A 26,875-nucleotide genomic window follows, 5' to 3' on the forward strand; every position below is an offset into this window, starting at 1 on the left:
TGTGATTTTGATGTTGCATGTTCTTTTTAAATTAGAAAGATGAAAAGTAAGTTTTTTCGGAAAATTTAAACGGAAACTATTGACTTTATGATTGGGTTTTTAATACAATGATACTTCGACTGAAAAATTAGAACGGACAGGAGGGAATCGTCGAAATGAGCAACATATTTGAAGATGAGTTACAAAAAATGAAGGATACTTTACATACGATAGATGAGCAATTGGATAAGCTTGAAAAAACCCCGGTTTATTATGGAGAAGATTTTAAAGAGCAAATTCTTGAAAGTATGAGGGAGTCTAATAGACAAAACTTACGTATTGGTGTGCAAGAGCCGTACTTTGGAAGGTTAGATTTTCAGGAAGATGGAAAAGAAGAAGTTATGCCGATTTATATCGGAAAAGTAGGGGTTTCGGATATGGACACGATGAAGCCAATCATTATTGATTGGCGGGCGCCTGTCGCAAGTATGTTTTATTCATTTACCGGTGGAGAAGAATTAGCATTTTATCAATCACCAGATGGGTTAGTAGAAGGTGATGTGTATTTAAAACGAAACATTTCCATTCGAAAAAGAGAACTTGAACGTGTTGTTGATACATATGTAAAAGGAAATGAAGATGTATCGCATGCCGATGATTTTCTTCTATATCGATTAGGTGAGAATAAAGATAATAAGCTAAAGGATATTGTTTCAACGATTCAATCGGAACAAAATGATATTATTCGAGCGGAAAGAAATTTACCATTACTTATTCAAGGGGTTGCAGGGAGCGGAAAGACAACAATTGCTTTACATCGCCTTGCTTTTTTAATTTATGAATATCGTGAACAACTAGAAGCAGAAAGAATGATCGTATTTGCGCCGAATAGTCTGTTTTTAGACTATATTTCGAGTGTACTTCCTGAATTAGGTGTAGGGAATATTAGTCAAACAACGTTTCCGGATTGGGCATTACGTACGTTAGATGATTCAGTGAAACTAAAGCAGACAGAAGAAAAATTGAAAGAAGCATTTTCAATTAATCGTGATGAAAAGAAGGTAATGCTAGGTAAATTAAAGGGTACGTTGGAATTTAAGACGTTTATTGAAGAGAGAATGATCCAATTTGAAAATGAGTTAGTTCCGACAAAAGATTTTGAGGCGTGGGATAGAGCGATTATTCCAGTAGAAGATATTAAAAAATGGATGCAAGTTGAATATAAACATTATCCTTTACAGAAAAGAAGAGAACGATTAGTAGGACGAATGAAGCGCTGGATTGAAATTGAACTTAAAAAATTCGGGGAAACAAACGAGAAAAAATTACTTAAAAAAGAAGCGACTAAGAGACTGAACGCATATATGAAGTTTTGGCCGAAAATGAGTGCTCTTTCACTGTATAGTTCAATAGTAAAAAGTAAAGAAATACTCGAGGTATTACCTGAAGAACTTGTTAAAGAAACAGAAAAGAGTTGTCGTAAAAAAGAAGTGTATGTAGAAGATTTACCAGCTTTAATATACATACATCATCGTATAACAGGGATTGAAATCGGGCAGAAGTTTCATCACGTTGTTATTGATGAAGCGCAAGATTTTTCGCCTTTCCAAGTTTATGTATTAAAAGAAATTACATTAGGTAATTCTTTCACTATATTAGGTGATTTATCGCAAGCGATTTATGATTACCAAGGAATTGAAGATTGGAATGCTTTTAAGGAAGTATTCCAAGAAACCGGTTATTATGAATTGACAAGAAGTTATCGTTCTACAAAAGAAATTATTGAATTTGCAAATGAAATAATTAAAAATGCAGAAATCTCAGTAGGACTCGCAACACCAGTCTTCCGCAGTGGAGAAGATGTGAAAGTAATTCATGCGGAAAATCAATTTACTGAAATTGTGAAGACGGTAAAACATTTGCAAAATGCAGATGTGAAAACAATTGCGGTAATCGGAAGAACAGAAGATGAATGCCGTGATATATATGTGGAATTAACAAATGCAGGATTAACGGTAAACGTAATTGAAGCAAACCAAAGTAAATATGAAGGTGGTATATCAGTAGTACCTGTCTATTTAGCGAAAGGTTTAGAATTTGATGCGGTGCTTTTAATTGATGTGGATGAAGAACATTACAAAGACACAAAACATGATGCAAAGTTACTATATGTTGGATGTACGAGATCACTTCATGACCTATGGATTTTCCATAGTGGGGAAGCGTCACCTTTAATTAAAGGATTAAAATAAAGTGAAACTATAATCAGTGGGGAGTTTTACTGCAAGCTAATGTGGGATAAATATAAAAAGAGGGTTTCTATTACTGTCTACTTAACAGGGAGATGACTATGAAGACCCTCTTTTTATATTGAAATTAATGTTCAATTTTAAACGAATAAAGCCATTAATATTAAATCTTGATAGCCTACCATCCAATTTTACACCCTTTGCTTTTCTACCCTCTTCAAAGAAGCCTAGATTCTTATATAACTGGATTGCACCTAGATTATCTTCCATTACCTCAAGACAAACTTTTTCAATCTTACTGTTATTTTTAGCCCAATTGATTAACGTTTCTAGAAGAGCTCTTCCAATACCATAATTTCGATATTCGGGTAGTATGGTCATCGCAAAAGCCCCTTGATGACTAATTTTTTCTTTGTTTCCGTTCTTAAAATCTATTGCACCGACTAACTTACCATCAACTTCAGCAATAAACTGTACATAATTTGGATTTTCATGATAAGCTTTTAACGTTTTTTGAATAGCATCGATACGCACCTTTTTTACATCCTCAACCGTACTTAGCATGTATGGAGCGTTTATTAAAGCTTTTGAAGCAGAATCTAGTATTCTTTCTGCATCCCGTTCTTTAGCTTCTCTAATTATTATTGTTTTTCCATCCTTAGATTTATAAGTAAAAACATTAGTTGATAAGATACTACACACACCCTTTCGGAATATAATTAGTTGAATTTTTTAACTATCGTGCAATTATTAAGTAAGAAAAAGTCGTATCACCTTTTTCTGCAATCGCTCTACTTCAACTTAATGACGATTATTTCAAATATTTTTAATTTTTACAAGGATTTATTCCGTTATATAGCCCGATTGTTGAATAACATGACTGGCGTTTTTTAAACAACTTTATTATCTCTGTACACGATGAATTAACGACTTGAGCTGTTGTGTAAATAATATACAATGACCTTTTCTAATTCCTTAGTTTGTTCTTTTTCCCGTACACGAACGGCATCTACTGGAATTTGTGTATGTTTTAACCAATCTAGAATAAGGTGTAGTTGTTCTTGTATTTGCCCAATGTTTTGCTCCTTTATGTTCTTATTCTGAATTCTATCAATTAATTGAAGCATATAGGGAAGTTTTTCTATACATTCACTTAAATCTCCGCAATAACCTGAAGGGAATTCATGTGTACCAAATTCTAAAGTATTGATGTAATTAGAAACTAGGTATATCATGGCTTCTTGTTCGGTATCACCACCTAATTCAATCGCTTTTCGAAGGGATTTTTCTAAATCGTCTTCTTTATTGCTAGAGTCCATATAAATTCCTATCCATCTAAAAGGTCTTGAATCAAATGGGTTGTTTTCTGTCCATCTATATAGAATGTCAATTAGAAAACTATTTAGTGAGAAAGTTAAGACCTCATCTTTTTCGTTTAATACATCTAAAATAGTAAACAGCGAAATGGCAAACTCTTCTTGATCTTTTGATTCCCATTTCTTTGCATTTGTAATAAATGTCTCTAAATGTTTAAAAGCTAATTTTCGAAGTCCCGCTTCGCGATGCTGACAGTAACAAATAAAATCATGCCAATGCTCAGTTGTATTCATATGTATAATAATAGTTTGTAATGCAGTGAGAGGTTTATCCATTATAAGTCCCCAATCTATTAAGCACGTGTTGAAAATTTAGTGTTATTATATCATTACATAAATTAAAGTAGGAAGAATTTAAGGTGGATTTTATTGGTCACGGGATCCAATCGATTGGTAATGTAGCGGTTCTAACAGGAGTCATTATTGACTTTGAAGATGAAACGTAAAAAAGTTATTATGTTTATCTGAATATTGAGGGAATACAAGAATTTTATTTATTTAATTTTCAGAAAAAATAGACTAAAACATTAATAAATGGTATAATTTCCTTGTTATTGGAATTAAAATGAAAATATTAGAAGAAAAAGGATAGGGTTGGTTTTAATGGGGGATTCTGATCACAAAGAAACAAAGGCAATATTAAAGTTATGGTTTATTTATATACCACTTGCATTTGGAGAATTTGTCTTTTCGAATATCATAGGTTATTTAAAAAAATAAAGATTTTGTATTTGAAAAACAATTAACCTAATTTAATTGTTTTTTTATTTTTCTCTAATAAACCAAACAAAAATAAAGATTTTGAACAAGATGAAGTTTATGAAGGAAATAACGTTGATTAGGTGCTGAAAACGGGAATTATTCAAGCATGGTAATTCACCGTTTTTATAGCTTCCTATAGTGAGATGTTATGTTCACATCATATGTATACGATATTTGTAACTTAATATAGCATTACTGGAACTTCAAAATTAGTAGTTAAGGTTGTTACCTTATAGAGTGTTATATATAACTTAGCTAAAAAAGCACAAATCATATAATTTGCGCTGTTCATTATCTGTTTTTTGGTAAAAAATTATAGTTTTTGTCACATTAATACTGTACGATACATAGTATAAAACACATACTGTATGACATATAGTAATGGAAATGAGGTGAGTGAATGGATACTTTATTAAATTCGTTAATTACTGAGTTAAGAAGAGGGACATTAACGTTAGCTGTTTTAAGTCAATTAAGAACGCCGCAGTACGGATATTCACTTGTCCAGTTATTAGAGCAATCAGGGGTTACAATTGATCAAAGTACTTTATATCCACTACTTCGCCGATTAGAAAAGCAGGAATTAGTGACGAGTAGTTGGGATAAAACGGAGAGTAGACCTCGTAAGTATTATGTTTTAAGTGATTATGGATTAGAAATATTTTTGCAGTTGAAAAAAGAATGGATAAAGGATTCGAAAGAACTTTATAACTTATTAAAGGAGGAGGAAGAGAATGAATTTAATTGATCTCTATATCCAAGAGGTTGCGAAGAGATTACCTGAAAAAAATCGTGAAGATATTACACTTGAACTAAGGTCAACTATAGATGATATGTTACCTGAAGATTATAATGAGAAAGATGTAAAGAGCGTTCTCGAAAAATTGGGGAGTCCGGTTTCATTGGCTAATGGTTATTTGGATAGACCGATGCATTTAATTGGACCACGTTATTTTGATGTATATACAACGTTGTTAAAAATGATTATACCAATCGCAGCTGTCATTGCACTCATATCAATGGTTGCAGAAAATTTTATAGGCTATAGTGGTGATCAAGCGGTATTAAATGTTATTTTACAATTGATAGGTAAAGGCATTGGGGGAATTTTTGAAGTGGGCCTCCATGTATTTTTCTGGTTGACAGTTGTGTTTGTTATTTTAGAAAGAACAGATAAAGACAAAGGTATCGAGCCGTTGACGACAAGTTTAAAAAAATGGACACCAGATGATTTGAAAAACATCTCGTATATCCCAAAGAAAAAAGCAATCTCGAAGTTTGAAGTTTTTGGAGGTTTAATGTGGACAGCAGTTTGGGCTACACTTTACTTTTATGCGAATTATCTTGTTGGCGTATATAACGGTACGGCAAATGGACTGAAGTTTGTCTCGCCAACTTTTAATCAAGATGTTTTATTGCAGTACTGGCCAATCGTTGTAATTATGATCGTTTTTGAAATATGTATATCCCTTTATAAATTAGTGCAGGGACAATGGACGCAAAGATTGGCGATTGGGAATGCTATTCTTCAAATAGCTGGGACGATAGTATTCATTGTAATTGTAGTAAATCCACATGTATTTAACGCAGGGTTTATTATGTATTTGGCAAATGCATTTACTATTTCCTCAGAGGAGTTTAAAACGTGGCTCATTGGGGGAGGAATTTTCTTCTACATGTTATCTGCTGCAATAAATATATTTGATGGTTTCCGAAAAGCTAGTATTCGTATGTAGATAAAAATCGGAAATTTCGATAAAATAAAACTATTAAAAAGATAGTAAAATAAGGTGAACATGATGAAAGGAAGAAAATAATGATAAGGGAAGCAACGAAAAAAGATTTAGCATACATTTTAGATATTTATAACGATGCGATACTTTATACAACAGCTGTATATGCGTATAAACCTGTAACCCTTGAAAATAGAATAGATTGGTATGAACAAAAAAAGGCTGAAGAGTATCCAATTATCGTATATGAATTAGATAATAAAGTAGTAGGATTTGCGACATTCGGCCCATTTAGAGCGTGGCCTGCTTATAAATATTCAGTTGAACATTCTGTGTATGTAGATAAGGCATATAGAAAAAATGGCATTGGGTCTTCATTAATGAAAGAATTAATCAAAATTGCAAAGGAAAGAGAGTATATGACCTTAATTGCTGGAATTGATGCAGAGAATGAGAAAAGTATTGCCTTGCATCAAAACTATGGATTTGTTCATGCAGGAACAATAAAAAAAGCTGGTTATAAGTTTAATAAATGGCTAGATTTAGCTTTTTATCAGCTGGAACTTAACGGTCCTGAAAATCCTATAGAAGAATAAATATTTTTCGGTAGCAAGAAAAAATTCATGCTACCTTTTTCTTATTTTAATAGCTAATGAAAAGGTTTTTTACATTCAATGTTGAAATATTAGAAGTTAATATAACGATATAAAAAGAGGGATAGAAATGGAAACTGTTATAAATAAAATAAAAGAGGTACAATCTAATTATGTGGGAATGGCAATTTATTCTACAAAAAATAATCGTATAGTTGCTTCGTATAATAGTGAATTAAATATTCCGTTAGCATCAGCAGCAAAATTAGTCATTGGATTTGTAGTAACGCAAATGGTGAAGGAAAATAAACATAATTGGAATGATATACTTCATTACATTAAATTTAATCCACATGAAGATAGTGCGCAGTTATATCCGCATTTACAAGGAAGAACTTCTTTAACACTTAGTCAAGCGGTAGAGGTAATGATTGCTTGTCATGATAGTTACGTTGCACAGTCAGTTGTAATGCACTGTGGTGGATGGGATGCTGTGAAAATGTACGCACAAACGTACTTTTCAAAAATTCATATACAAGAGAATGCTAGAGATGAGAAAAATGTTGGAGAATTAAGTGAAGTTCTTGCCCTTTTCATACAAACCTTTCAAGGTTATAAATCAGAACCAGAATTATGGGAACCAATTATTAGCGGCATGGTAAGACAGCAAGGAGAGTATGAAGAAATTCCATATTATCATATAACTCATATGACAGGTGGATTACTCACAGCTACAATAAATATTGGTATTATAGGAATGTTTAACGAATTTCCACTTCTTTATGTGATTGGGGGAAAAGATTTACCGAATCGCCGTGAAAATAAAGAGGTAGATGAAGCTTTTGCAGTAGTTTTAAAGTACATATACAAAGAATATAGTGAAAGCATGCTAGGAGTGAGCGATTGAAAAGAAACTTAAAGACTTTAACAATCATTATTTTAATTTTAACGATTATTGCTCTTGAAGTTGGAATCGCCCTATATGATCACAATTTGTCATTAGATACAATTTACTTTGCAGCGATCCTTATTTGTATTGTATTGCTTTTTGGCACACGTGTTTCTGAAGAGAAAGAAAGTACATCGAAACGAGGGCGAAGAAAAATAGCTGTTATATTTTGGCCATCTATTTTATTGTCTATCGCTTGTTTTGCAGTTATAAATTACATAAGGGTAGGCTATGTCTCTGTACCAGGGATAATTGGCTTTTCATGCTTTGTTACATATGGTGGATTCGTTTTGATTAGTATTTTAAAGGGGAAAAATAAAATGTAGCTTACTAAGTTGAAAGGAAGCAATGTATATGAAACATATAGAGAACGGTACACGTATTGAAGGAGAATACATTAAAAATAAAGTCATTCAATATAATATGTCCATCTTAACAGATGAAGTAAAACAGCCGATGGAAAAAGTAAGCCTCGTAGTAAAAAATGAAGAAGGAAAAATATTTGGTGGTGTAACAGGTACGATGTATTTTTATCATCTTCATATCGACTTTTTATGGGTTGATAAATCAGTTCGTCATGACGGTTATGGTAGTCAACTGTTACATAAAATTGAAGAAATTGCGAAGGAAAAAGGGTGCAGATTAATATTGCTAGATTCATTTAGTTTTCAAGCGCCAGAATTTTATAAAAAGCACGGTTACCGAGAGTATGGTATCGTTGAAGATCATCCAAAAGGTCATAGTCAGCACTTTTTTGAAAAGAGATTATAATAATATTATGTATACTGATTGATGGGAGAAAGCATATGTACACGTATAAATTGCAACAAGAACAACCAATCTGTGCAGAAAAAATTAAGAAGCTTTATGATTCTGTCGGTTGGTGGCCAGAAAGAAAAGAAGTCGATATTGAAAAAATGTTAAAGAATAGTATAGCCATTGGAGTATGGGAAGAAAATGAATTAGTTGGATTTGCTAGAGTCGTTTCTGATGGTGTTTTTCGAGCATACATTGAAGATGTTGTCGTACATGAGAATGTAAGAAATAAAGGTATTGGAGAGAAAATGCTTACAATATTACTTCGAGAAATATCTCATATTAATATTGTTAGTCTATTTTGCGGAGAGAAGCTAATAAAGTTTTACGGTGAGCAGCAATTTCAAGCAACGAAGCAAATTGTGATGCATCGTAATCAAACAGGGAAAGAATAAGAGGTGCCAATTAAAATGAATGCAACAAGAGCGTACTGTTTATCGAAAAGAAAAGCGACAGAAGATTCTCCAGATGGCTGGAGTGCAACATGTATGAGGCTTAATAATAAAATATTTGCGATAGTAAATCATGAAGAAGGTGAAAAGGCTGCGATTACATTGAAGTGTGATCCAGAAGTCGCATTAAGAATAAGAGAAGATTATCCAGAAACAATTATTCCAGGGTATCATATGAATAAAAAACATTGGAATACCGTTTATATTCATAAGGGTATAGAGCAGGAGCAAATTAATAAAATGATTGATTGGTCGTATGATTTAGTACTACAATCATTTTCAAAGAAAAAGCAGCAGGAGTTAATGGATTAATATGTATTAGGAGTGTGTGTAATGAAAGATTCGATTAAAGATACGTATGATAAATTAGCGAGTACATATAAAGAAAATCTAGATTTCGCAAATCCATATAACAGTTATTATGAAAGACCGGCGATGATGGAGCTTATTCCAAAGGAACTAGAAGGAAAAAAGATATTAGATGCTGGATGTGCAGCTGGATGGTATACTTCTCAATTCATAGGAAGAGGAGCAAATGTTACAGCAATTGATGTAAGTCCTGAAATGGTAAAAGCAGCAAAAGAAAATATAGGAGAAGAAGCGACGTTCCTTTGTCATGATCTGCAAGAAACATTGCCATTTGAAGATAATACGTATGATGTGATTGTAAGTTCATTAACTCTTCATTATATAGAAAATTGGAATCAAGTATTTCAAGAATTTCGTCGTGTATTGAAGCCAGGTGGAGAACTTATTTATTCTATTCATCATCCTTTTATGGATTTCACAAAGTTTCCATGTGAAAATTATTTTGAAAAACAGTTATTAATAGATACTTGGGTTAAACCGAATATTACTATTGAAGTCAAGTTTTTTAGAAGATCATTACAAGACATACTAAATGAAACTACAAATTATTTTGTATTAGAAGAGATAGTGGAACCGAAGGCAATTGAAAAAATGAAAGAAGTAAGCGAAAAATCATATCATTATTTAAATATGAATCCACATTTTCTTATCATAAAAGCAATCAATAAATAGCTAGTAAAATAACTTTGTTTTACTAGCTATTTACAGTTTTACATTACATATTAGGAGACTTTAAAATGAATACGAAACGAAATAGAGTAGTATATGCACTATTTACTATAGTTGTTATTATTTTAGGTCTTAGCTCAAGAAAGTTTGCTTTTGCACTACCACATCTATTAAATGATTATTTAGGTGATGCATTATGGGCATTAATGATTTTCACTGGCTTTGGATTTTTGTTTCCTAAAACAGAGACGAAGAAGTTGGCTTTTATTAGTTTAATGTTTTGCTACGGGATTGAAGCGAGCCAATTGTATCATGCGGAATGGATAGATAGCATTCGTGCAACGACTTTGGGGGGACTCGTGTTGGGATACGGTTTTTTGTGGAGTGATGTAGTGGCTTATACAATTGGTGTTGGAGTGGGAATACTGTGTGAGGTTATTTTTCGGAAGAAATAAGAATTGTAAAAGGGGTATTTGTAAATGGAACAAGCACTGGAAATTGCAAAGCTTTGGTTTCGAAATGAACATGTCACAGCTACTGTAATGCAACCAAAAGTAGCGAAGGTTTTATGCAAGAATAAAGAGTACATTTTAAAGAGAACGGGATCGATAAAGCAACTTCTAGTTGAATTCGATGTTTTGAAGCAACTGTATGAAAAGGGAATTAAAGTACAGAGAGTAGTAAAGACAGAAAATGATGAACAATATGTATTATATAAAGAAAAATATTATTGCTTATATGAGTATGTTGCCGGAAGTGTTTTAGAAATAAAAGATACGAATAAGCTGGAAAGGCTAGCAAGTACAATTGGAGAAGAAATAGCTAATCTGCACAAAGCATTACATTCGGTGAATAGTGACCATGAGTTAATAAAAAGAGATTTATATAAGATGGTATTTGAATGGGCTATACCGATTTTAGAAAAGAATGAGTATGTTCATCGAGAGGTAATTCAAAAGATGGAGCGAATGCACGCAGCTTTCAAGGAAACGGTCCATTCATTACCGAGACAAATTATTCATCGTGATATGCATCTATCAAATGTAATCTTTAAAGATGATAAACTGGAAGGGTTTATAGATTTTGAGATTTTAGAAAATAATGTAAAAATATTTGATTTATGTTATTGCTGTACAAGTGTATTAAGCGAGCTATTTAGTAATGAAAGATTAAGAGGGAAATGGTTACATATCGTTAGCAAAGTCTTTGAAGGTTATTATAAACAAAATGATTTAACGAAAGAAGAACTAAAAGCTATTTGGTATGTTATGCTTTCAATTCAAATTATCTTTATTGCTTATTTTGTCCAGTTACCAGATTTATTAAAGTTAAATGAAGAAATGTTCTTCTGGATTTTTGCTAATAAGGAAGCTATTGAAGAAGTTATAGAATGTATCGTAAAGGTATGAAAAAAATAATATTAATTGGTTCTGGTGGTTCAGGAAAATCTACATTAGCAAGGCAGTTAGGAAATAAATTAAATATTAAGGTGCATCATCTTGATGCATTATTTTGGAAACCGAATTGGGAAGGTGTTCCGAGAGAAGAACAAATAGCAGTTCAAAATAACTTAATTAAAGATGAGAAGTGGATTATTGATGGGAATTATGGCGGGACGATGGATATCAGACTGAATGCAGCTGATACAATTATCTTCCTTGATATTCATAGAACAATTTGTATTTATCGTGCGTTTAAAAGAATTGTAAAATACCGGAATAAAACAAGACCAGATATGGGCGCGGGATGTGAAGAAAGATTTGATTTGCAATTTTTTAAATGGATATGGAAATATCCTAATGCTAAACGACCTACAATTTTAAAAGGGTTAGAGCAATTGTCCGAAGAGAAAAAGGTTATTGTTTTAAAATCTCCAAATGAGGTTCGGAAATTTTTAGAGCACATATAATAATACAATGTGACACAACAATTCTTTTTGGATCTTACCGATTAGTTTAATTAAACTAATCGTTTTTTATTATGAAAAATTTAACGCTTTTTGAAAATTGTATTTTGTAATGAGTATATGACTATAAATTCATATAAAATGAACGTTTGGAGGAATAGAAAATGACTAATGATTTAATTCAAACAATCGATTCATTAATGGTAAATATTCCAGCTGGAGAGGTAGTATTAAGAGATGATCGAATAAAAAAAGAATGGCTAGTGCAAATTCAACCATTTCTTCTTGCGAAGTATGCTGTAACAATGGAACTATATGATGCTATTACAAATAGTCCATTAAATAATTTTGATAAAAATCATAAACCAGTTGTCAATATTTCATGGAACGATGCCATTGCGTTTTGTAATGTACTTTCAAAAAAAGCGGGATTAAAAGAATATTATTCTATTAGTGATGGTGGTCAAATTGTGAAATGTAATTTAGATTCAAATGGCTACCGATTACCATGTGAGGCAGAGTGGCAATATGCATGTAAAGCAAGTACAACCGGATATACATACGGGAAACTTCATGATATAGCGTGGTATAATGAAAATTCAAATGGAGAGATTCATGACGTTGGCCAAAAAGAACCGAATGCATGGGGACTTTATGATATGCTAGGGAACGTTTGGGAATGGTGTTATGATTTGTATGATGAAACAGTGTACGGATCATATCGCATTTTTCGTGGTGGTAGTTGGGCTGAAACAGCGAGAGGGTGCGGCGCTACTTGTCGTCGTCGAAGCCATCCTACATTTCATATAGATGATCTCGGTTTTAGACTCGCTAGGTCAATTTAGTAGGAACATGCTACGAACAACTAAGAAAAGAGTATGGAGAAAATCCGTACTCTTGCCAACATAGAAACGATTTAACGTAAGGAGTGTTTATTATGGCGCGTGTTTTATTTATTAACGCTGGATCAGAAGGACATATAAATCCAACTTTACAAGTTGTAGAAGAATTGATTTCTCGTGGTGAAGAGGTCGTTTATTTTTCAATAGAAGCTTTCAGGGATCGGATTGAGAAGACAGGTGCTACTGTACGAACGATTGATGATCAAAAATTTATAAAAGCGTTTCTATCTGGAGGCAGAAATTATTTACAGGAAAGAATAAACGGCCTTCTACATACAGCGGATATTGTAATATCTAGCGTTCTAGAACAAATTGAAGGTGAACATTTTGATTACATGATTCATGATTCTATGTTTGGTTGTGGCCATTTAATTGCTCAAATTCTTAAACTTCCAGCCATAAATTCATGCACATCTTTTGCGCAGGATGAAAAATCTTTTGAGCAAATGTTAGGTCATCTGTCAAAAAATATCCCAGTAGAAATTCATGATAAAATACAGAATGATTTTCAAAACTTAACGAAGGGAATTGCTGAAAAATATGGTGTTGAAATAAAATCATCGTATGAAGTTTTCTGTAATCCTGCACCTCTTACTATTGTGTATACAATTAAGGAGTTTCAGCCTTTTGGTGATACGTTTGATGAAACATATAAATTTGTAGGACCATCTATCTCTGCACAAATGAAAAACAGAGACGTTGATTTTACTTCAATTGAAGAAAAAAGTCCGATTTATATTTCATTAGGTACTGTTTTTAATGAAGCGATTGACTTTTATAAACTGTGTATGAAGGCCTTTGAGAATAGTGAGCATACAATTGTTATGTCTATTGGTAATAAAACAAAAATAAGTGATCTAGGCGAAATCCCTAAAAACTTCATTGTGAAAAACTATGTGCCTCAAACCGAACTGCTTACTTATACGAAACTATTTATTACACACGGCGGGATGAACAGTACGCATGAAGGATTATATAACGGGGTTCCGCTCGTTGTAATACCGCAAAGTGCAGATCAGCCAGCAATTGCAAAGCAAGTGGAGAGTCTTGGAGCAGGAGTTCAATTACATATGAATGAATTAACCGTGGAGAAATTGCGTGAAAGTGTGGAGTTAATTTTAAATAACCCTTCATATAAAGAGGCTGCTTTGAATTTGAAGGAATCATTCCGAACATCGGGTGGATATAAGGAAGCTGTTGATGAAATTTTTACATTTGTAGGTCAGTAATAAATATAAAGTTATACATGAAAAAAGTGTCTATATTAAATGATATAGACACTTTTCTGTTGTAGGAAGAGAAGAATTGTTTAAATGGAAAAAATGAAAATACTAAATGTGAATTTTGAGAACTAAGTCTACAATTTCTGCTGCACACTTTTATTTTATCCCGTATTAACCGACCGTAAAACCCCAACTAATTAAAGTTTTAATTTATGATTTCAGGATGTGGTTTTATATGTTAGTAATAATTTCACTGTTTCTGCACAACTTCTGCACATGCTTAGGCGAGTTCTATGTCATGATATATTCATAAAGTGAAATATTTCACAAGGAAAAAATATATTTTCACTGCGGTGTATGCATAATTAACACATACATCGGTACAAGTTTGTCTCTTGTTATTCTTTTACATCAAAGCCCACATTCCACTACAAAGTATAACAAGAAGGGGACATGAACATGAATAATCGATTTTTAAAACAACTACAAAATATGAAAATGAACAAAAAAAGTTTAGGAGTTGTAGCATTAACAGCTGGAATTATTAGTACGACACTTATTCCTCAAAATGCTTATGCGCACGGTTTTGTTGAAAAGCCCGGTAGCCGATCCGCTTTATGTAGTCCAACTTATGGTGCGCTAAATGTAAACTGTGGAAGTGTTATGTATGAACCACAAAGTTTAGAAGCTCCAAAAGGGTTCCCACAAGGTGGTCCAGTAGATGGACAAATTGCTTCAGCAGGCGGAAAATTTGGTGGTATTTTAGATCAACAAACAGCAAATCGTTGGTTTAAAAATACAATCACTGGTGGGGAAAATACATTTACTTGGAAGTATACTGCGCCTCACTTAACGAGTAAGTGGCATTACTATATTACTAAAAAAGGATGGAATCCAAATAAAGCGCTAACAAGAGCAGATTTCGAACCAATTGGAACTGTACAACATGATGGTTCTGCAGCTTCAAATAATTTAACTCATAAAATCAATGTACCTACTGATCGTAGTGGATATCATGTGATTTTAGCAGTATGGGATGTAGCTGATACAGCAAATGCATTCTATAATGTAATTGATGTTAATCTTATTAATGATGTGAAACCAGACATAGAAGCACCAAGTATTCCAAATGGACTTCAGACGCAAAAAGTAACAGCGAATAGTGTAGAACTAACATGGAACGCTTCTACGGATAATGTAGGGGTAAAAGGATATCAAATCTTCCGTAACGGAGAGATGATTGATACAGTACCAGGGACTCATTTTATTGATAAGAAGTTACAACCAAGTACAGAATACTCTTATACTGTAAAAGCAATTGACGCAGCTGGCAATGTATCGACAGAAAGTACAGCGCTTACAGTAAAAACGACAGTTGAGACTCCTGATACAGAAGCACCAACACAACCAAAAGGATTACATAGTATGGGAACGACAGCGTCAAGTGTGGATTTAATGTGGAGTCCATCTGACGATAATATTGGTGTAGACCATTATGATATTTATAGAGAAACAGAAGGATCAATGAAAAAGATTGCAACATCCAATACAACTTCTTATTTGGATAAAAATCTGCTCGCTAATACTACTTATAAATATGTAGTGAAAGCTGTTGATGTAGCTGGAAATGAATCCGTACAGAGTGATATATTCACAATTACTACAAAAACCGAAAGCGCTTCATATGAAGCGTGGGATGCAAAAAAAGCATATAAAAAGGGAGATAGAGTTTTACACGAAGGAAAAGTATATGAAGCAGTCCAGAGTTATCAAGGAAATGGTGATCCAAACTGGATTTATGCATTATCATTATGGAAAACAGTGTAAGCTTTACTTAGGTATGAACTAAGAGATGATGGGCTTTGATGCAAAAGGTAATCTTGAGAATTCACTTTTCTATTAATAAAAAAGGGTAGTGTATGAATACATAAGATTCATATACTACCCTTTTTATTATGATAACATTTTCGTCATAAGTATGTGCGGAATGCCATCTTCCATAAATATATCAGAAGAAGTTTCATAGTCTAATTTTTTATAAAATCCTTCAGCTTGTGTTTGACCGTGTAGTTTCACTTTCGTAACTTGTTCGTTACGAGCAAGTTCTTCTAACGTTTGAATGATGACTTTACCTAATCCGTATGTACGATAATCTTTTAAAATACAAATACGTTCTAATTTTCCGACACCATCAACAAATCGTATACGACCTGTGCCTACAGGAAGTTCATGATAATAAACTAAAATATGTTTACATTGCTCTCCGATTTCATCGAATGTATCGAATTCATCTGCAAGAGGGACACCTTGTTCTTTTACAAATACTTCTTTTCGAATATGAAAGGCAGTTTCTAAATCAGCAAGTTCTGTTATAAGTTTGGATTGCAAAATGTTCAGTCCTTTCTAGTGTAATCAGTTTGCGTTTTCCTAGTATATCATAATAAAGCACTATTAAGAGAAGAAGAACATACTAAAAAGCCAACTTTAAAAAGTTAGCTTTTATTACAATTTCTTTATCCCATTTTTAGTACCAATAATTGCTGTACTCGTCATACTTATAAACAACCCTGTTTCAACTACACCAGTAATCATTTTTAATTGGGTGTGTAAATGGGCAGGATTAGAAATATGATTAGGGAATATACAATCGATAATCAGGTTATTGTTATCGGTTATATAAGTTTCATCATTTTTCAAACGTAATGTGGTTTGACACCCTAAAGACTGAATTTTATTTTCGGTTTGTTTCCATGAAAAAGGGATGATTTCAACAGGTAATGGAAAATTACCTAAATGTGTTACAAATTTCGATTCATCAGCAATGATAATTAGTTCTTTAGAGGAAGAGGCAACGATTTTTTCACGAAGTAATGCACCACCACCGCCTTTTATAAGTTGTAAATTTGAATCAATTTCATCCGCTCCATCAATTGTAAGATCAAGGCTTTGTACGTCGTTTAACGAAATTAGGGGGATATTTAGTTGCTGTGCTAATGCTTCAGTTTCCTTTGATGTTGGTACAGCTTGAAATGATAATCCTTCTTTTACACGTTCACCTAATTTTTGTATTGTCCAATATACAGTAGAACCTGTACCAAGCCCAATTTTCATGCCATCATTTACAAAGTTAGCAGCATATTCGCCAGCGAGCTGTTTTAAATTCATCACTTTACTCCGCCGGGCGTGGCCCAGCATCAAGACCTGAATTTTCAACTGTAAGTACCGGACGAACGACTATATCTTTATGTACACGCATTTGACAAGATAATCGTAAATGATCTTCAATTCCTTTTTCCGTCATTGCATGTTTCTCATTCGCACTCGCTTCACAGAAATCACCTGCTAGTATTTCTACTCTACAAGTTGTACAACGTGCATTCCCGCCGCAACGATGAAGAATGTTGACACCGCTATCTTCAATTGCTAATACTAACTTTGTTCCTTCTTTCACATCAAAAGTTCCCGCACCTTCAATTGTTAATTTTGGCAAATTTGTTCCTCCTCACGTAAAATTGTACATAACATATTTATGACCGCGAATTATTGAACATAAACATTATTTTTTTATATCCCCGTAACTTTTTTTAATGTTGAATCGTTTATTAAGTAAGCGCTGAAAAGGAGTGGTTATTTTGTGCACAAAAGTAACTCATGTTTTAAAGAATCATATCGATATGAATCATTCAAATATAAACTTTTTAATTGAACAATATGGAGAGTTAAAAAGATACTGTACTTTTTTAACGAAAAACAAATGGGATGGGGAAGATCTCGCCCAAGAAACAGTGTGTAAAGTGCTTCGAAAATATAGAAATAAAGATATTTGTATGACACTCGTCTATAAAATAGCAAGAAATCGTTGGTTAGATCAGATGAAGTCTAAGTCTGTTCATGAAAAAATAAGAGGACAAATCACTTTTGAAGAACCACATGAGAACATTGCAGATTTGCATGAAATGGTAGGGAAAGTATTGTCTTCATTAAATGTACAGCAATCCGCAATTTTATTATTAAAAGATGTTTTTCAATATAGTATCGCTGATATTGCTAAAGTGTGTTCTGTATCAGAAGGTGCAGTGAAAGCTTCTTTATTTCGGAGTAGAAATAGGCTGAAAACTGTAAGTGAAGAAGGGATTGAGATAGTCGAATTCACAGAGGATATTGAAGTTGTTGTAACATCTATTCGTGAGGAAAGACCAGAATTATTAACGAAGCTTCTTCCGACAATAGATTTTACTAAATTACCATCTAAACAGCCAGTCTTATTATTTAATGTGAAAAACCCTTCTTCCTACAGTTATATGCTTTACGCAGCATAACAAGTATTGGAGGGATTTAAAATGAATGCAATTCCATATGTAGTAGAACAAACAAAATTAGGAGAACGTTCCTATGATATATATTCAAGGTTATTAAAAGACCGCATTATTATTATCGGCTCAGAAATTAATGATCAAGTAGCGAGTAGTGTCGTAGCGCAATTATTATTTTTAGAAGCAGAAGATGCAGAAAAAGATATATTCTTATACATCAATAGCCCTGGCGGTTCAACGACAGCAGGTTTTGCAATATTAGATACGATGAATTTAATTAAACCAGATGTGCAAACGCTATGCATGGGCTTTGCGGCATCATTCGGTGCATTGTTATTATTATCAGGAGCAAAAGGAAAACGGTTTGCTCTCCCTAACAGTGAAATTATGATTCATCAGCCGCTTGGTGGTGCACAAGGGCAAGCAACAGAAATTGAAATAACTGCGAAAAGAATATTAAAGTTAAAGCATGATATTAATAAAATGATTGCAGAAAAAACGGGGCAACCGATTGAAAGAGTAGCACATGATACAGAAAGAGATTATTTTATGACTGCAGAAGAAGCGAAGGCATATGGGATTGTAGATAACGTTGTTACGAAAAAATAAGTTAAAAACAGGCTAGAGGATATGCTAACCCTCTAGCCTATTTTTATTAATCTTTTATCCATTCATCAACTAGCGCTTGATTCTTCTTAATCCATTTTCGCGCCGCTTCTTCGGGATCTTTCGTTTTATTTAACTCGACCATTAATGTACCAAGCTGTTCATCGTTCATCTTCCATTTGTCAAAGTATTTTATGATATCCGGATGGTCTTTTTCGAAACCTTTACGAACAGAGTAATAAATGTCATCTTTTTCACCATATACTTTCTTAGGGTCTTTTAAATATTTTAAGTCAAATTCTGAAAAGCCCCAATGCGGATTCCAAAGCGTAACAGCGATTGGTTTCTTTTTCGTATATGCTTTCTTTAGTTCACTCATCATCGCAGCTTCAGAGGATTGGACAAGTTTTAGTTTTATATCATATTCTTTCATTGCTTTATTCGTTAAATTCATAAGACTACTACCGGGTTCGATACCGACAATTTTATTCTCTAGTTCATCTTTATGAGCATTTAAATCTTCGATACTGTTTATGTTTTTCATATAAGAAGGGACGACTAAACCTAGTCCAGTACCTTCGTACCATTTTGATTTTAAGACAATATCATCTTTATAACGATCGTTTAGCGGTTTATCTGTAACTGGTAGCCATACTTCTAAATTCGCATCAACATCACCACGAGCGACACCAGTCCAAATTGCGGCTTTTTCTAAATACATGAGCTCAACTTTGTAGCCTTTTTCTTCTAATAAAACTTTCCACATGTTTGCGGTTGCAATATTTTCTTTCCAACTTGTTACACCAAGTTTAATTTTTCCTTTCGAATTTGCATTTGTTGCATTACATGAAGTGAAAATCATAGTAATAAATAATGCAAGGCATATAAACCAAATTTTCTTTCGCATCGAAAACCTCCTAAGTAACGTTTGCCTTATAAAATAAATGTATAAGTAAGCATTCTTATTATGAACGGAAACGAGAATTTTAAAGAAATCTTATGAATGTCATTTTTATGTAATATTTCTTGGTAAAATCGCAACACTATGTGAATAGATGGGTAGAAAAGGAGTAGTGACATGGATAATACAAAGGTGCGTGTTGAAAACGTAACAAAAGTATTCGGGAAACATCCGCAAAGGGCCCTTTCCTTATTAAAAGAAGGAAAAAGTAAATCGGAAATTTTAAAAGAGACAGGAATGAACGTTGGGGTGAAAAAAGCAACGTTTGAAGTTTACTCTGGAGAGATTTTCGTTATTATGGGTTTGTCTGGTAGCGGGAAATCTACGCTAGTTCGTATGTTAAATCAATTGATTAAACCAACTGCAGGTCATATATACATAGATGGTGAAGACATCGCAACGATGGGAAAAGAAGAGTTACGGAGAGTAAGAAGAACGAAAATGAGTATGGTATTTCAGAAATTCGCTCTATTTCCGCATCGTACAGTTATACAAAATGTTGCATATGGTTTAGAAATACAAGGAGTTCCGGTTGAAGAGCGAGAGAAAAAAGCGTTAGAATCGCTACAGTTAGTAGGACTCGATCATCATAAAGATAATTACCCAAGTCAACTTAGTGGTGGTATGCAACAGCGCGTTGGAATTGCAAGGGCACTAACGAATAATCCAGATGTATTACTAATGGACGAGTCATTCAGTGCATTAGATCCACTTATTCGAAAAGAAATGCAAGATGAATTGTTAGAGTTACAAGATAAAATGGAAAAAACGATTATATTTATTACGCATGATTTAGACGAAGCGCTTCGAATTGGAGATCGTATCGCATTAATGAAAGATGGAGAAATCGTCCAAATTGGAACACCAGAAGAAATTATGATGAGCCCCGCTAATGAATTTGTAGAAAAGTTTGTTGCGGATGTGAATTTAGGAAAAGTAATTACGGCGGAGTCTATTTTAAAACGACCAGAAACTTTATTAATTGATCGTGGACCTCGTGTAGCCCTTCAAATTATGAGGAATGCAGGTGTTTCAACTGTATATGTTGTAAACAAAAAGTATGAGTTTTTAGGTATATTAACTGCGGATGATGCGAGTAAAGCAGTACAAAAACAGTGGCCGATTGCTGATTTATTACTTAATGATATTCCGCATGTGTATTTGGATACTTTACTGGAAGAGACATATGCAAAAATGGCAGAGATGAAATATCCGTTACCAGTAATCGATGAGAAGAAAAGGCTAAGAGGAATTATTAAACGTGAAAGTGTCATTCAAGCTCTTGCAGGAAACATTGAGGAAGAGGTGAAAGACGATGAATAGTATACCGCGGATTCCATTAGGGGAATGGGTCGACTCATTTGTTGCAAGTTTATATGAGCACTTTGAAGGCTTATTCCGAGGATTCTCTTATATTATTGGCGGATTTGTTGATTTACTCACTAATTTTTTAACAATAATACCCGCCATATTGATGATTATTATCTTATGTTTCCTCATTTGGTACACAACGAGGAAATTATCTTTAGTCATTTTTACGCTTATTGGATTATTATTTATTTTGAATATTAACTACTGGGCACAAACGATGCAAACATTGGCACTCGTACTTACGTCTGTTATTATTTCAATTATTGTCGGAATTCCAATTGGTATATTAGCATCTCAAAATGAACGTTTCTCAAAATTTTTAAAACCAACATTAGATTTTATGCAAACAATGCCTGCATTCGTATACCTTATTCCAGCGATTACATTTTTCGGAGTAGGTGTAGTACCTGGAATTATTGCATCAGTAATCTTTGCAATGCCACCGACAATTCGTTTTACTGACTTAGGAATTAGACAAGTTCCAGAAGATTTAATTGAAGCAGCGAATGCGTTTGGATCCACGGCATCACAAAAACTATTTAAAGTACAATTACCACTTGCAACCGGAACGATTATGGCTGGTGTGAACCAAAGCATTATGCTTTCGTTATCGATGGTTGTAACAGCATCACTTGTAGGAGCTCCAGGACTTGGAGTTGATGTATATCGCTCTGTAACACAAGTTAATATCGGAATGGGATTTGAAGCTGGATTAGCTATCGTAGTAATCGCAATTATATTAGATCGAATTACACAAGGGCTCCATACGAAAAGAAAATAATGAATAAAAAACACACTTTTATAATACAAAGTGTGTTTTTTATTGCATCCAGATCACATACGAACGATAACAGAACCTCCAGCTGGTGCACAAACTTGGTTTTTTTGTTGTTCCATTGATTTAATTAATTGATTATTTTCCTCGATTAATGAGATTAATTTAGTTAATTGATTTTCAAGACTTGCAATACGCTGCATCATATATTGTGAATCATGATGCAATGTATTCCTTGCGGGATGAGGGGAATAAACATACTGTTGATTTATATTTGGATTCCAATGAGGATACATTTGAATCGTTCCTCCTTCAATAAATTACGAAGCTTTCTTATAGTAAATGCCTATGTATAATTAATAGTTACTTGAAAATTTTCCAATATAAAAGGAGTATGTACAGAAAATGGAAAATATTATATGTGAAGTTACAGTACATTTTTTGGAAATATTTAAGCGAGATAGTGCGTATATTAATACATTTAAGTAAATGTATGTTATTTAGGGAGAAATGGTGGGAGGAGATGTGATTTTGGCTAAAAATAAAAAAAGAAATGATGCTTTGGCAATAGGTGTCGGTATAGGGGTTGTAATTGGTGTATTTCAAGGGCACTTTACAAATAATTTAGTAATAGGAATTGTAATTGGGATTATAATTGTGATTGCGTTTTTGAAGAAATAATGAGATGTAAATTCATTTCAAAAATTGTTATATCAAAAGAATGAAAATTCGGAATACGAAACCTGTTTTTCCTTTTTTTGTGATATTATATATGAAAAGGAAGGTGATGGATATGTCAACAAACAATCAAATAGAACAAAACTGTTTCATTTGCAAAAAACATATAGGAAATATTATAGTTCCAGGTGGAGCTATTTACGAAGATGAACTCGTTTACGTTGGACATGTCCACTGGGATAGTGAAGAAACATACCTGGGTTATGTAATGATAGATATAAAAAGACATGTACCTGGCCTTGCTGAACTAACAGATGAAGAAGCGAAAGCGTTCGGACTTATAACAAGTAGAGTAAGTAAAGCGCTAAAAGAAAGAGAAGGTGCAGAGCATATTTACACTTTTGTTTCAGGAAATGGTGTACCACATATGCATATGCACATTATTCCGCGTTATCCGAATACACCAAAAGAGTTTTGGTCACCAACCGAGATAGCGAAATGGACTGGCGCACCATATGGTGACGAAGAGAAAATAAAAAAACTATGTGAAAGAATACGAAAGTATATGGTAAATGAGTATGCATACAAAAAATAATACACAATATTCATGGGTTGGAAATATAGAAATGTGTTTAGGAGAAATTTCAGTTAAACAATATGGTGATATTGTACTTGGTAAATATGGTGGGAATATAAGTGCTGGAGCGAAAAAGAATGAAGATGGTGCATTAGTTTGGTCAAATGGCGAATGGGAATTTGCAGCTATATTAGATGGACATAATAGTGCAGAAAGTGTTGATTTAGTAGTAAATACAATCGAAAAAGAATATGAAAATATAAAAGTAATTTTGAATGAACCAATTAATACAGTGTTTCAATCTGTTGAAAATCATATACTGACAATTTTTCAGGCATCTTCATTTAAGGAAAAGTGCAAAAAAATTAAAGGTGAAACAGCTTGCTTACTATGTGTAAGGAAAGAAAATTATATATGGTGGCTTTCTATCGGTGATTGTTTAGTGTATGTATTTCATGAAGAGTTACATAAGTTAGGACAATATGCATTAAATCAACGTCATTTTTACGAATGGATTGGAAATGTAAACACATTTGATTTACCTGTTCCTTGCTATTCATCAGGTATTCGTGAATTACGTACTGGAAAGAACCGAATTGTAATGGTGACAGATGGAGTATTAGAATGCGGGGAACGCCGATATGAAATACCTGTAAATTTGTATAATGCTATGAACAGAAATGATAAAACACTTAAAGAAAATATTCACAATGTTTTAGAACACGTGCATCATCAGTTGGGACGTGATAGTGCGACAATTATTAGTTGGGACGTAGAAAATAAAAGGAATGCTACGTATCCGAGTGATCAGCCGGAGAAAAGGTAAAGGAGGAAACATCACTGTTTTGGGTTAAAGGAATTTTATTAATAGTATGGATTATATCCTTAGTTGTTTTTGAAAAAGTAGTGAGGAAAAAACTAAATATACCGAAACAAACAGACTGGAATAGTAAATATGTAAACAACTTTCATAAATGGGGCACTAGGGCTCTTATTATTTCTTATATAATTTTTACGATGATATGTGCTACTTTAAATCCCGTTTATATTAGTAATTTACCCATTTTATTTTTAATAACTTATACTGCTTTCAATCATTTATGGAGTGGAAATTTGATAAAGAATCGAGGGAATATGTCATTTCTTTAGGAACGGTTCCGCTATTAGTAATAACAGGAATTATTCTTAATTTTTTCTTTTATACCTATTGGATTTAATCATATGTGGAATGAATGGGGAGACAAAATGAAAAATCCTAAATTACGTGCTGAAGCAATGATTTTAAATGAAGATCATTCTAAAGTACTTGTACAATGCGATGAAAATGAATCATTTTATCGTTTTCCAGGTGGCTCTATTGAATTTGGTGAAACGTCAAAAGAAGCAATAATTCGAGAGTTAATAGAAGAATACGATTTGAAAGTTGATGTTCAAGAGTTAGCAATTGTAAATGAACACATTTTTGAGTGGGACAACGAAAAAGGTCATCATTGTACATTGATACATTGGGGGACTGTTGAAAAAATCATTACAAATGAAATAAGGCATAAAGAGCATGAGGATATTATATTAATTTGGAAAAGTCTAGAGGAATTACAGGAGAAGCCGACATATCCTGAAGGCATCATAAGTTATTTAGAAGGGGATAACCGTAATATAGTCCAATTTATTTCAAGTAATTAAATGAAATAATAGGAGGGGTGAAAATGGGAGGTTCTACTTTTTGGATTATAACTATTGTTTTTTGTATAGCTGCCTATTTTCTCGATAAGTTTTTAAGAAAAAAATTGAATATGCCCAAGGGTGGTTTTTGGGGATATAAAAAACATGTAAATATTTTACATAAAAAATTGGAAATAGGACTACTTTTTATTTATTTAATAACTAGCTTTATGTTTATCTTTAAATTTGAAAGTATTAATATTGCTTATGTCATTTTTACTTATTTAGGTGGGACGTTAATCTTAAGAGCATTGATGGAATGGAAGTATGATAGAGAGTCGAAAGAATATATATTTTCGGTAATTGGGGTATTCACGTTTATTTTTATGACTTCGATACTATTGTACTTCTTTCCACCTGCTGTATAATAAAAATTTGATAGTACAAATAATGAAATAACTAATAAACAAGAAACCATTTACTACTAAATGGTTTCTTGTTTATTTAAGCATTTATTTTAGTTAATATAGATGTAATGAAATTAGTTTTATCCTCTGCATACTTATGTTTATCAGTAGGATTAGCTTGTGAAAGTTGAATCTTTAACTGTTCATACTGCATGCGTGCAGTTTTATTGTCTATTAAGTAATCACGAAATTGTAATTGTTCTATTAAATATGTATTCCCTTGTTCATACATATGAATTTGATGAGTTCTTGGTTCACCTTTATTAAAATAGTATCTTTCGGGTAATACTTCTTTTCTATATTTATAGTTTAGTAGTTCTAACTTTTTAATACAATGTATACCGTCCGTATAATTTTCTAATTCAATTGCTATATCAATAATTGGCTTTGCACTTAAATATGGAATAGAAGTACTACCAATATGGTGTATCGCTAAAATATGTTCGCCAATTTGTTCCTCAATGAGTTGTTTCTCTTTCATAAACTCAATTTCCCATTCTTCAGTCCACGGCACTAAAAACACTTTCCCATACGGTAAACCTAACATTTAATTAGCATCCCTTTCAAAATAGTTTTCAAAAAGTTTATTACATTTTCTTAAAGCTTCTCAAAACAAGGTGTTCCCACAATCTCCAAGGAAGAATCTTCTTCGCAAAGATCATAAATTTCACACCTTTACCGATTGGATATCGTAAATTTGTACGCTTAGATTCAGCAATTTCTACAATTTTATTAGCAACATCTATCGGATTACCAAATGTATCACTGCCGCTATTAATATGTTTTTGTATTTTATCCATATACTCTTTGTAAGGAGATGTTGTATCAGATTGGTTTTCAGCGAGTTGTTTCCCAACCTCCCATATGTTTGTGTTATAAGAACCTGGTTCAATTAAAGCAACATCTATTCCGAAAGGTTTTACTTCTAAGCGAAGTGATTCACTCCAGCCTTCTAATGCATATTTTGAAGATACATAAGGAGATAAACCAGGGAATCCAACTTGGCCGCTAATGCTGCTAATATTAATGATTTTTCCACTTCTTTGTTTTCTCATATACGGTAAGACAAGCTGAGTAATTGATATAGCCCCAAATAGGTTCGTTTCAAATTGTTTGCGGTATTCCTCTACTGGAATTTCTTCTACAAAGCCCCCATTTGCATATCCTGCGTTATTAATAAGTAGGTCTACTCTGTTTATTTCTTTTATATATAATTGAAAGTTATGTATAGAATTTTGATCTGTTACATCTAATTGTTGAACTTTTATATTTTGCTGTAAGTTGTGTTCAGTAACTTGAGATAGTAAGGTTCCTTGTTTTTCTAGGTTTCGCATTGTAGCAATGACTAAATAGTCTTTTTTCGCAAGTTCAAGCGTTGCTAATAGGCCGAATCCACTTGAAGCCCCAGTAATAATTGCAATTTTTTTATTCATTGTCGGCTCGCTTTCTTTTTCTTTTATCATAACGAGATATAAAGGTAAAAGCTA

General features: G+C 33.0%; 33 protein-coding genes and 2 pseudogenes. 26 read left to right on the plus strand and 9 right to left on the minus strand.

The annotated features are described in order from the left end of the window. Positions 1 to 155 precede the first annotated feature (155 nt). On the plus strand, positions 156 to 2,231 hold the full coding sequence (locus HFD78_RS11580; RefSeq protein WP_098219534.1) for a HelD family protein: 2,076 nt from the start codon (positions 156 to 158) through the stop codon (positions 2,229 to 2,231). Between the two features lie 137 nt (positions 2,232 to 2,368). Here the strand turns inward: HFD78_RS11580 and HFD78_RS11585 are convergent. Together HFD78_RS11585 and HFD78_RS11590 are read right to left on the minus strand one after the other, a co-directional pair. Next, positions 2,369 to 2,930, minus strand: a pseudogene (locus HFD78_RS11585) (GNAT family N-acetyltransferase). 221 nt (positions 2,931 to 3,151) lie between these two features. Next, a complete protein-coding gene (locus HFD78_RS11590; protein WP_000360495.1) occupies positions 3,152 to 3,880 on the minus strand; it encodes a hypothetical protein in 729 nt (242 codons plus the stop codon). Positions 3,881 to 4,766: 886 nt separating this feature from the next. Between HFD78_RS11590 and HFD78_RS11595 the strand changes: the two genes are divergently transcribed. The 15 genes from HFD78_RS11595 to HFD78_RS11665 all read left to right on the plus strand — a co-directional run bounded on the left by HFD78_RS11595 (position 4,767) and on the right by HFD78_RS11665 (position 15,805). Further along, on the plus strand, positions 4,767 to 5,114 hold the full coding sequence (locus tag HFD78_RS11595; protein ID WP_000380301.1) for a PadR family transcriptional regulator: 348 nt from the start codon (positions 4,767 to 4,769) through the stop codon (positions 5,112 to 5,114). After that, positions 5,101 to 6,102 carry an HAAS signaling domain-containing protein gene (locus tag HFD78_RS11600; RefSeq protein WP_001048880.1) on the plus strand — a complete coding sequence of 334 codons (1,002 nt, stop codon included), beginning with the start codon at positions 5,101 to 5,103 and terminating at the stop codon, positions 6,100 to 6,102. The genes HFD78_RS11595 and HFD78_RS11600 overlap by 14 nt, the downstream gene beginning before the upstream one ends. An 80-nt stretch (positions 6,103 to 6,182) precedes the next feature. Next, positions 6,183 to 6,695 carry a GNAT family N-acetyltransferase gene (locus tag HFD78_RS11605; RefSeq protein ID WP_000617511.1) on the plus strand — a complete coding sequence of 171 codons (513 nt, stop codon included), beginning with the start codon at positions 6,183 to 6,185 and terminating at the stop codon, positions 6,693 to 6,695. Positions 6,696 to 6,822: 127 nt separating this feature from the next. Then, on the plus strand, positions 6,823 to 7,599 hold the full coding sequence (locus HFD78_RS11610; protein WP_000450752.1) for a serine hydrolase: 777 nt from the start codon (positions 6,823 to 6,825) through the stop codon (positions 7,597 to 7,599). After that, the gene (locus HFD78_RS11615; RefSeq protein ID WP_000827981.1) at positions 7,596 to 7,967 is read left to right on the plus strand and encodes a hypothetical protein; all 372 of its coding nucleotides are present in this window, start codon (positions 7,596 to 7,598) and stop codon (positions 7,965 to 7,967) included. Before HFD78_RS11610 ends, HFD78_RS11615 begins: the two co-directional genes overlap by 4 nt. 28 nt (positions 7,968 to 7,995) lie before the next feature. Beyond that, complete coding sequence (locus tag HFD78_RS11620; protein WP_000680418.1) at positions 7,996 to 8,412, plus strand: GNAT family N-acetyltransferase; 417 nt, start codon at positions 7,996 to 7,998, stop codon at positions 8,410 to 8,412. 35 nt (positions 8,413 to 8,447) lie between these two features. After that, complete coding sequence (locus tag HFD78_RS11625) at positions 8,448 to 8,852, plus strand: GNAT family N-acetyltransferase (RefSeq protein WP_000288970.1); 405 nt, start codon at positions 8,448 to 8,450, stop codon at positions 8,850 to 8,852. 15 nt (positions 8,853 to 8,867) lie between these two features. After that, the gene (locus tag HFD78_RS11630) at positions 8,868 to 9,221 is read left to right on the plus strand and encodes an MmcQ/YjbR family DNA-binding protein (RefSeq protein WP_000994622.1); all 354 of its coding nucleotides are present in this window, start codon (positions 8,868 to 8,870) and stop codon (positions 9,219 to 9,221) included. A gap of 21 nt (positions 9,222 to 9,242) precedes the next feature. Further along, positions 9,243 to 9,950, plus strand: coding sequence for a class I SAM-dependent methyltransferase (locus HFD78_RS11635; protein WP_000655256.1), 708 nt, complete (start codon positions 9,243 to 9,245; stop codon positions 9,948 to 9,950). 65 nt (positions 9,951 to 10,015) lie between these two features. Beyond that, a complete protein-coding gene (locus HFD78_RS11640; RefSeq protein ID WP_001093461.1) occupies positions 10,016 to 10,402 on the plus strand; it encodes a ribosomal maturation YjgA family protein in 387 nt (128 codons plus the stop codon). Positions 10,403 to 10,426: 24 nt separating this feature from the next. Beyond that, on the plus strand, positions 10,427 to 11,356 hold the full coding sequence (locus tag HFD78_RS11645) for a phosphotransferase enzyme family protein (RefSeq protein WP_000434098.1): 930 nt from the start codon (positions 10,427 to 10,429) through the stop codon (positions 11,354 to 11,356). Next, positions 11,353 to 11,856, plus strand: a complete 504-nt coding sequence (locus tag HFD78_RS11650) for a DNA topology modulation protein (RefSeq protein WP_000720552.1) — start codon at positions 11,353 to 11,355, stop codon at positions 11,854 to 11,856. The genes HFD78_RS11645 and HFD78_RS11650 overlap by 4 nt, the downstream gene beginning before the upstream one ends. 161 nt (positions 11,857 to 12,017) lie before the next feature. Next, positions 12,018 to 12,698: a formylglycine-generating enzyme family protein gene (locus HFD78_RS11655; protein WP_000180359.1), complete on the plus strand. Its 681-nt coding sequence runs from the start codon at positions 12,018 to 12,020 to the stop codon at positions 12,696 to 12,698. A gap of 92 nt (positions 12,699 to 12,790) precedes the next feature. After that, complete coding sequence (locus tag HFD78_RS11660; RefSeq protein WP_000124885.1) at positions 12,791 to 13,984, plus strand: macrolide family glycosyltransferase; 1,194 nt, start codon at positions 12,791 to 12,793, stop codon at positions 13,982 to 13,984. Between the two features lie 453 nt (positions 13,985 to 14,437). Next, on the plus strand, positions 14,438 to 15,805 hold the full coding sequence (locus HFD78_RS11665; protein WP_001065164.1) for a lytic polysaccharide monooxygenase: 1,368 nt from the start codon (positions 14,438 to 14,440) through the stop codon (positions 15,803 to 15,805). Between the two features lie 126 nt (positions 15,806 to 15,931). On the opposite strand, the gene HFD78_RS11670 is transcribed toward HFD78_RS11665, so the two are convergent. The 3 genes from HFD78_RS11670 to HFD78_RS11680 all read right to left on the minus strand — a co-directional run bounded on the left by HFD78_RS11670 (position 15,932) and on the right by HFD78_RS11680 (position 17,468). Continuing rightward, positions 15,932 to 16,366 carry a GNAT family N-acetyltransferase gene (locus HFD78_RS11670; protein WP_001190864.1) on the minus strand — a complete coding sequence of 145 codons (435 nt, stop codon included), beginning with the start codon at positions 16,364 to 16,366 and terminating at the stop codon, positions 15,932 to 15,934. Positions 16,367 to 16,480: 114 nt separating this feature from the next. Beyond that, positions 16,481 to 17,143: a ribose 5-phosphate isomerase A gene (gene rpiA / locus HFD78_RS11675; protein WP_001049986.1), complete on the minus strand. Its 663-nt coding sequence runs from the start codon at positions 17,141 to 17,143 to the stop codon at positions 16,481 to 16,483. 4 nt (positions 17,144 to 17,147) lie between these two features. Continuing rightward, positions 17,148 to 17,468, minus strand: coding sequence for a 2Fe-2S iron-sulfur cluster-binding protein (locus HFD78_RS11680; protein WP_001125388.1), 321 nt, complete (start codon positions 17,466 to 17,468; stop codon positions 17,148 to 17,150). A gap of 142 nt (positions 17,469 to 17,610) precedes the next feature. Here HFD78_RS11680 and HFD78_RS11685 point away from each other — a divergent pair, with 142 nt between their 5' ends. Beyond that, on the plus strand, positions 17,611 to 18,297 hold the full coding sequence (locus HFD78_RS11685; RefSeq protein WP_000337520.1) for an RNA polymerase subunit sigma-70: 687 nt from the start codon (positions 17,611 to 17,613) through the stop codon (positions 18,295 to 18,297). A gap of 21 nt (positions 18,298 to 18,318) precedes the next feature. Beyond that, positions 18,319 to 18,900, plus strand: coding sequence for an ATP-dependent Clp endopeptidase proteolytic subunit ClpP (gene clpP / locus HFD78_RS11690; protein ID WP_000991611.1), 582 nt, complete (start codon positions 18,319 to 18,321; stop codon positions 18,898 to 18,900). Between the two features lie 46 nt (positions 18,901 to 18,946). Here the strand turns inward: clpP and HFD78_RS11695 are convergent, their stop codons facing one another. Next, positions 18,947 to 19,804: a glycine betaine ABC transporter substrate-binding protein gene (locus tag HFD78_RS11695; RefSeq protein WP_001227619.1), complete on the minus strand. Its 858-nt coding sequence runs from the start codon at positions 19,802 to 19,804 to the stop codon at positions 18,947 to 18,949. Between the two features lie 171 nt (positions 19,805 to 19,975). On the opposite strand from HFD78_RS11695, the gene HFD78_RS11700 reads away from it, so the two are divergent. Then, the gene (locus HFD78_RS11700) at positions 19,976 to 21,181 is read left to right on the plus strand and encodes a quaternary amine ABC transporter ATP-binding protein (protein WP_000370606.1); all 1,206 of its coding nucleotides are present in this window, start codon (positions 19,976 to 19,978) and stop codon (positions 21,179 to 21,181) included. Beyond that, complete coding sequence (locus tag HFD78_RS11705; protein ID WP_001084761.1) at positions 21,174 to 22,010, plus strand: ABC transporter permease; 837 nt, start codon at positions 21,174 to 21,176, stop codon at positions 22,008 to 22,010. The genes HFD78_RS11700 and HFD78_RS11705 overlap by 8 nt, the downstream gene beginning before the upstream one ends. Before the next feature lie 53 nt (positions 22,011 to 22,063). Here the strand turns inward: HFD78_RS11705 and HFD78_RS11710 are convergent, their stop codons facing one another. After that, complete coding sequence (locus HFD78_RS11710; RefSeq protein ID WP_000283222.1) at positions 22,064 to 22,300, minus strand: hypothetical protein; 237 nt, start codon at positions 22,298 to 22,300, stop codon at positions 22,064 to 22,066. A 217-nt stretch (positions 22,301 to 22,517) separates the two neighbouring features. Here HFD78_RS11710 and HFD78_RS11715 point away from each other — a divergent pair, with 217 nt between their 5' ends. The 6 genes and pseudogenes from HFD78_RS11715 to HFD78_RS11740 all read left to right on the plus strand — a co-directional run bounded on the left by HFD78_RS11715 (position 22,518) and on the right by HFD78_RS11740 (position 25,349). Continuing rightward, entirely contained in the window at positions 22,518 to 22,685 is a 168-nt protein-coding gene (locus HFD78_RS11715; RefSeq protein WP_002196584.1) for a glycine zipper domain-containing protein, read from the plus strand. Positions 22,686 to 22,776: 91 nt separating this feature from the next. Beyond that, positions 22,777 to 23,277, plus strand: coding sequence for an HIT family protein (locus HFD78_RS11720; protein WP_114160728.1), 501 nt, complete (start codon positions 22,777 to 22,779; stop codon positions 23,275 to 23,277). After that, the gene (locus HFD78_RS11725) at positions 23,261 to 24,085 is read left to right on the plus strand and encodes a PP2C family serine/threonine-protein phosphatase (RefSeq protein WP_116291446.1); all 825 of its coding nucleotides are present in this window, start codon (positions 23,261 to 23,263) and stop codon (positions 24,083 to 24,085) included. The genes HFD78_RS11720 and HFD78_RS11725 overlap by 17 nt, the downstream gene beginning before the upstream one ends. An 80-nt stretch (positions 24,086 to 24,165) precedes the next feature. Beyond that, positions 24,166 to 24,476, plus strand: a pseudogene (locus HFD78_RS11730) (DUF4181 domain-containing protein). Between the two features lie 28 nt (positions 24,477 to 24,504). Then, complete coding sequence (locus tag HFD78_RS11735; RefSeq protein ID WP_000795350.1) at positions 24,505 to 24,942, plus strand: NUDIX domain-containing protein; 438 nt, start codon at positions 24,505 to 24,507, stop codon at positions 24,940 to 24,942. A gap of 23 nt (positions 24,943 to 24,965) precedes the next feature. Then, positions 24,966 to 25,349, plus strand: coding sequence for a DUF4181 domain-containing protein (locus HFD78_RS11740; RefSeq protein WP_098219540.1), 384 nt, complete (start codon positions 24,966 to 24,968; stop codon positions 25,347 to 25,349). Between the two features lie 76 nt (positions 25,350 to 25,425). On the opposite strand, the gene HFD78_RS11745 is transcribed toward HFD78_RS11740, so the two are convergent. Next, complete coding sequence (locus tag HFD78_RS11745; protein WP_000901213.1) at positions 25,426 to 25,935, minus strand: GrpB family protein; 510 nt, start codon at positions 25,933 to 25,935, stop codon at positions 25,426 to 25,428. 40 nt (positions 25,936 to 25,975) lie between these two features. Next, positions 25,976 to 26,821 carry an oxidoreductase gene (locus tag HFD78_RS11750; protein ID WP_217993878.1) on the minus strand — a complete coding sequence of 282 codons (846 nt, stop codon included), beginning with the start codon at positions 26,819 to 26,821 and terminating at the stop codon, positions 25,976 to 25,978. Positions 26,822 to 26,875: the final 54 nt, after the last annotated feature.

The sequence above is a fragment of the Bacillus sp. EKM501B genome, assembly GCF_011800505.1.
In the GTDB taxonomy this organism is placed as follows: domain Bacteria; phylum Bacillota; class Bacilli; order Bacillales; family Bacillaceae_G; genus Bacillus_A; species Bacillus_A cereus.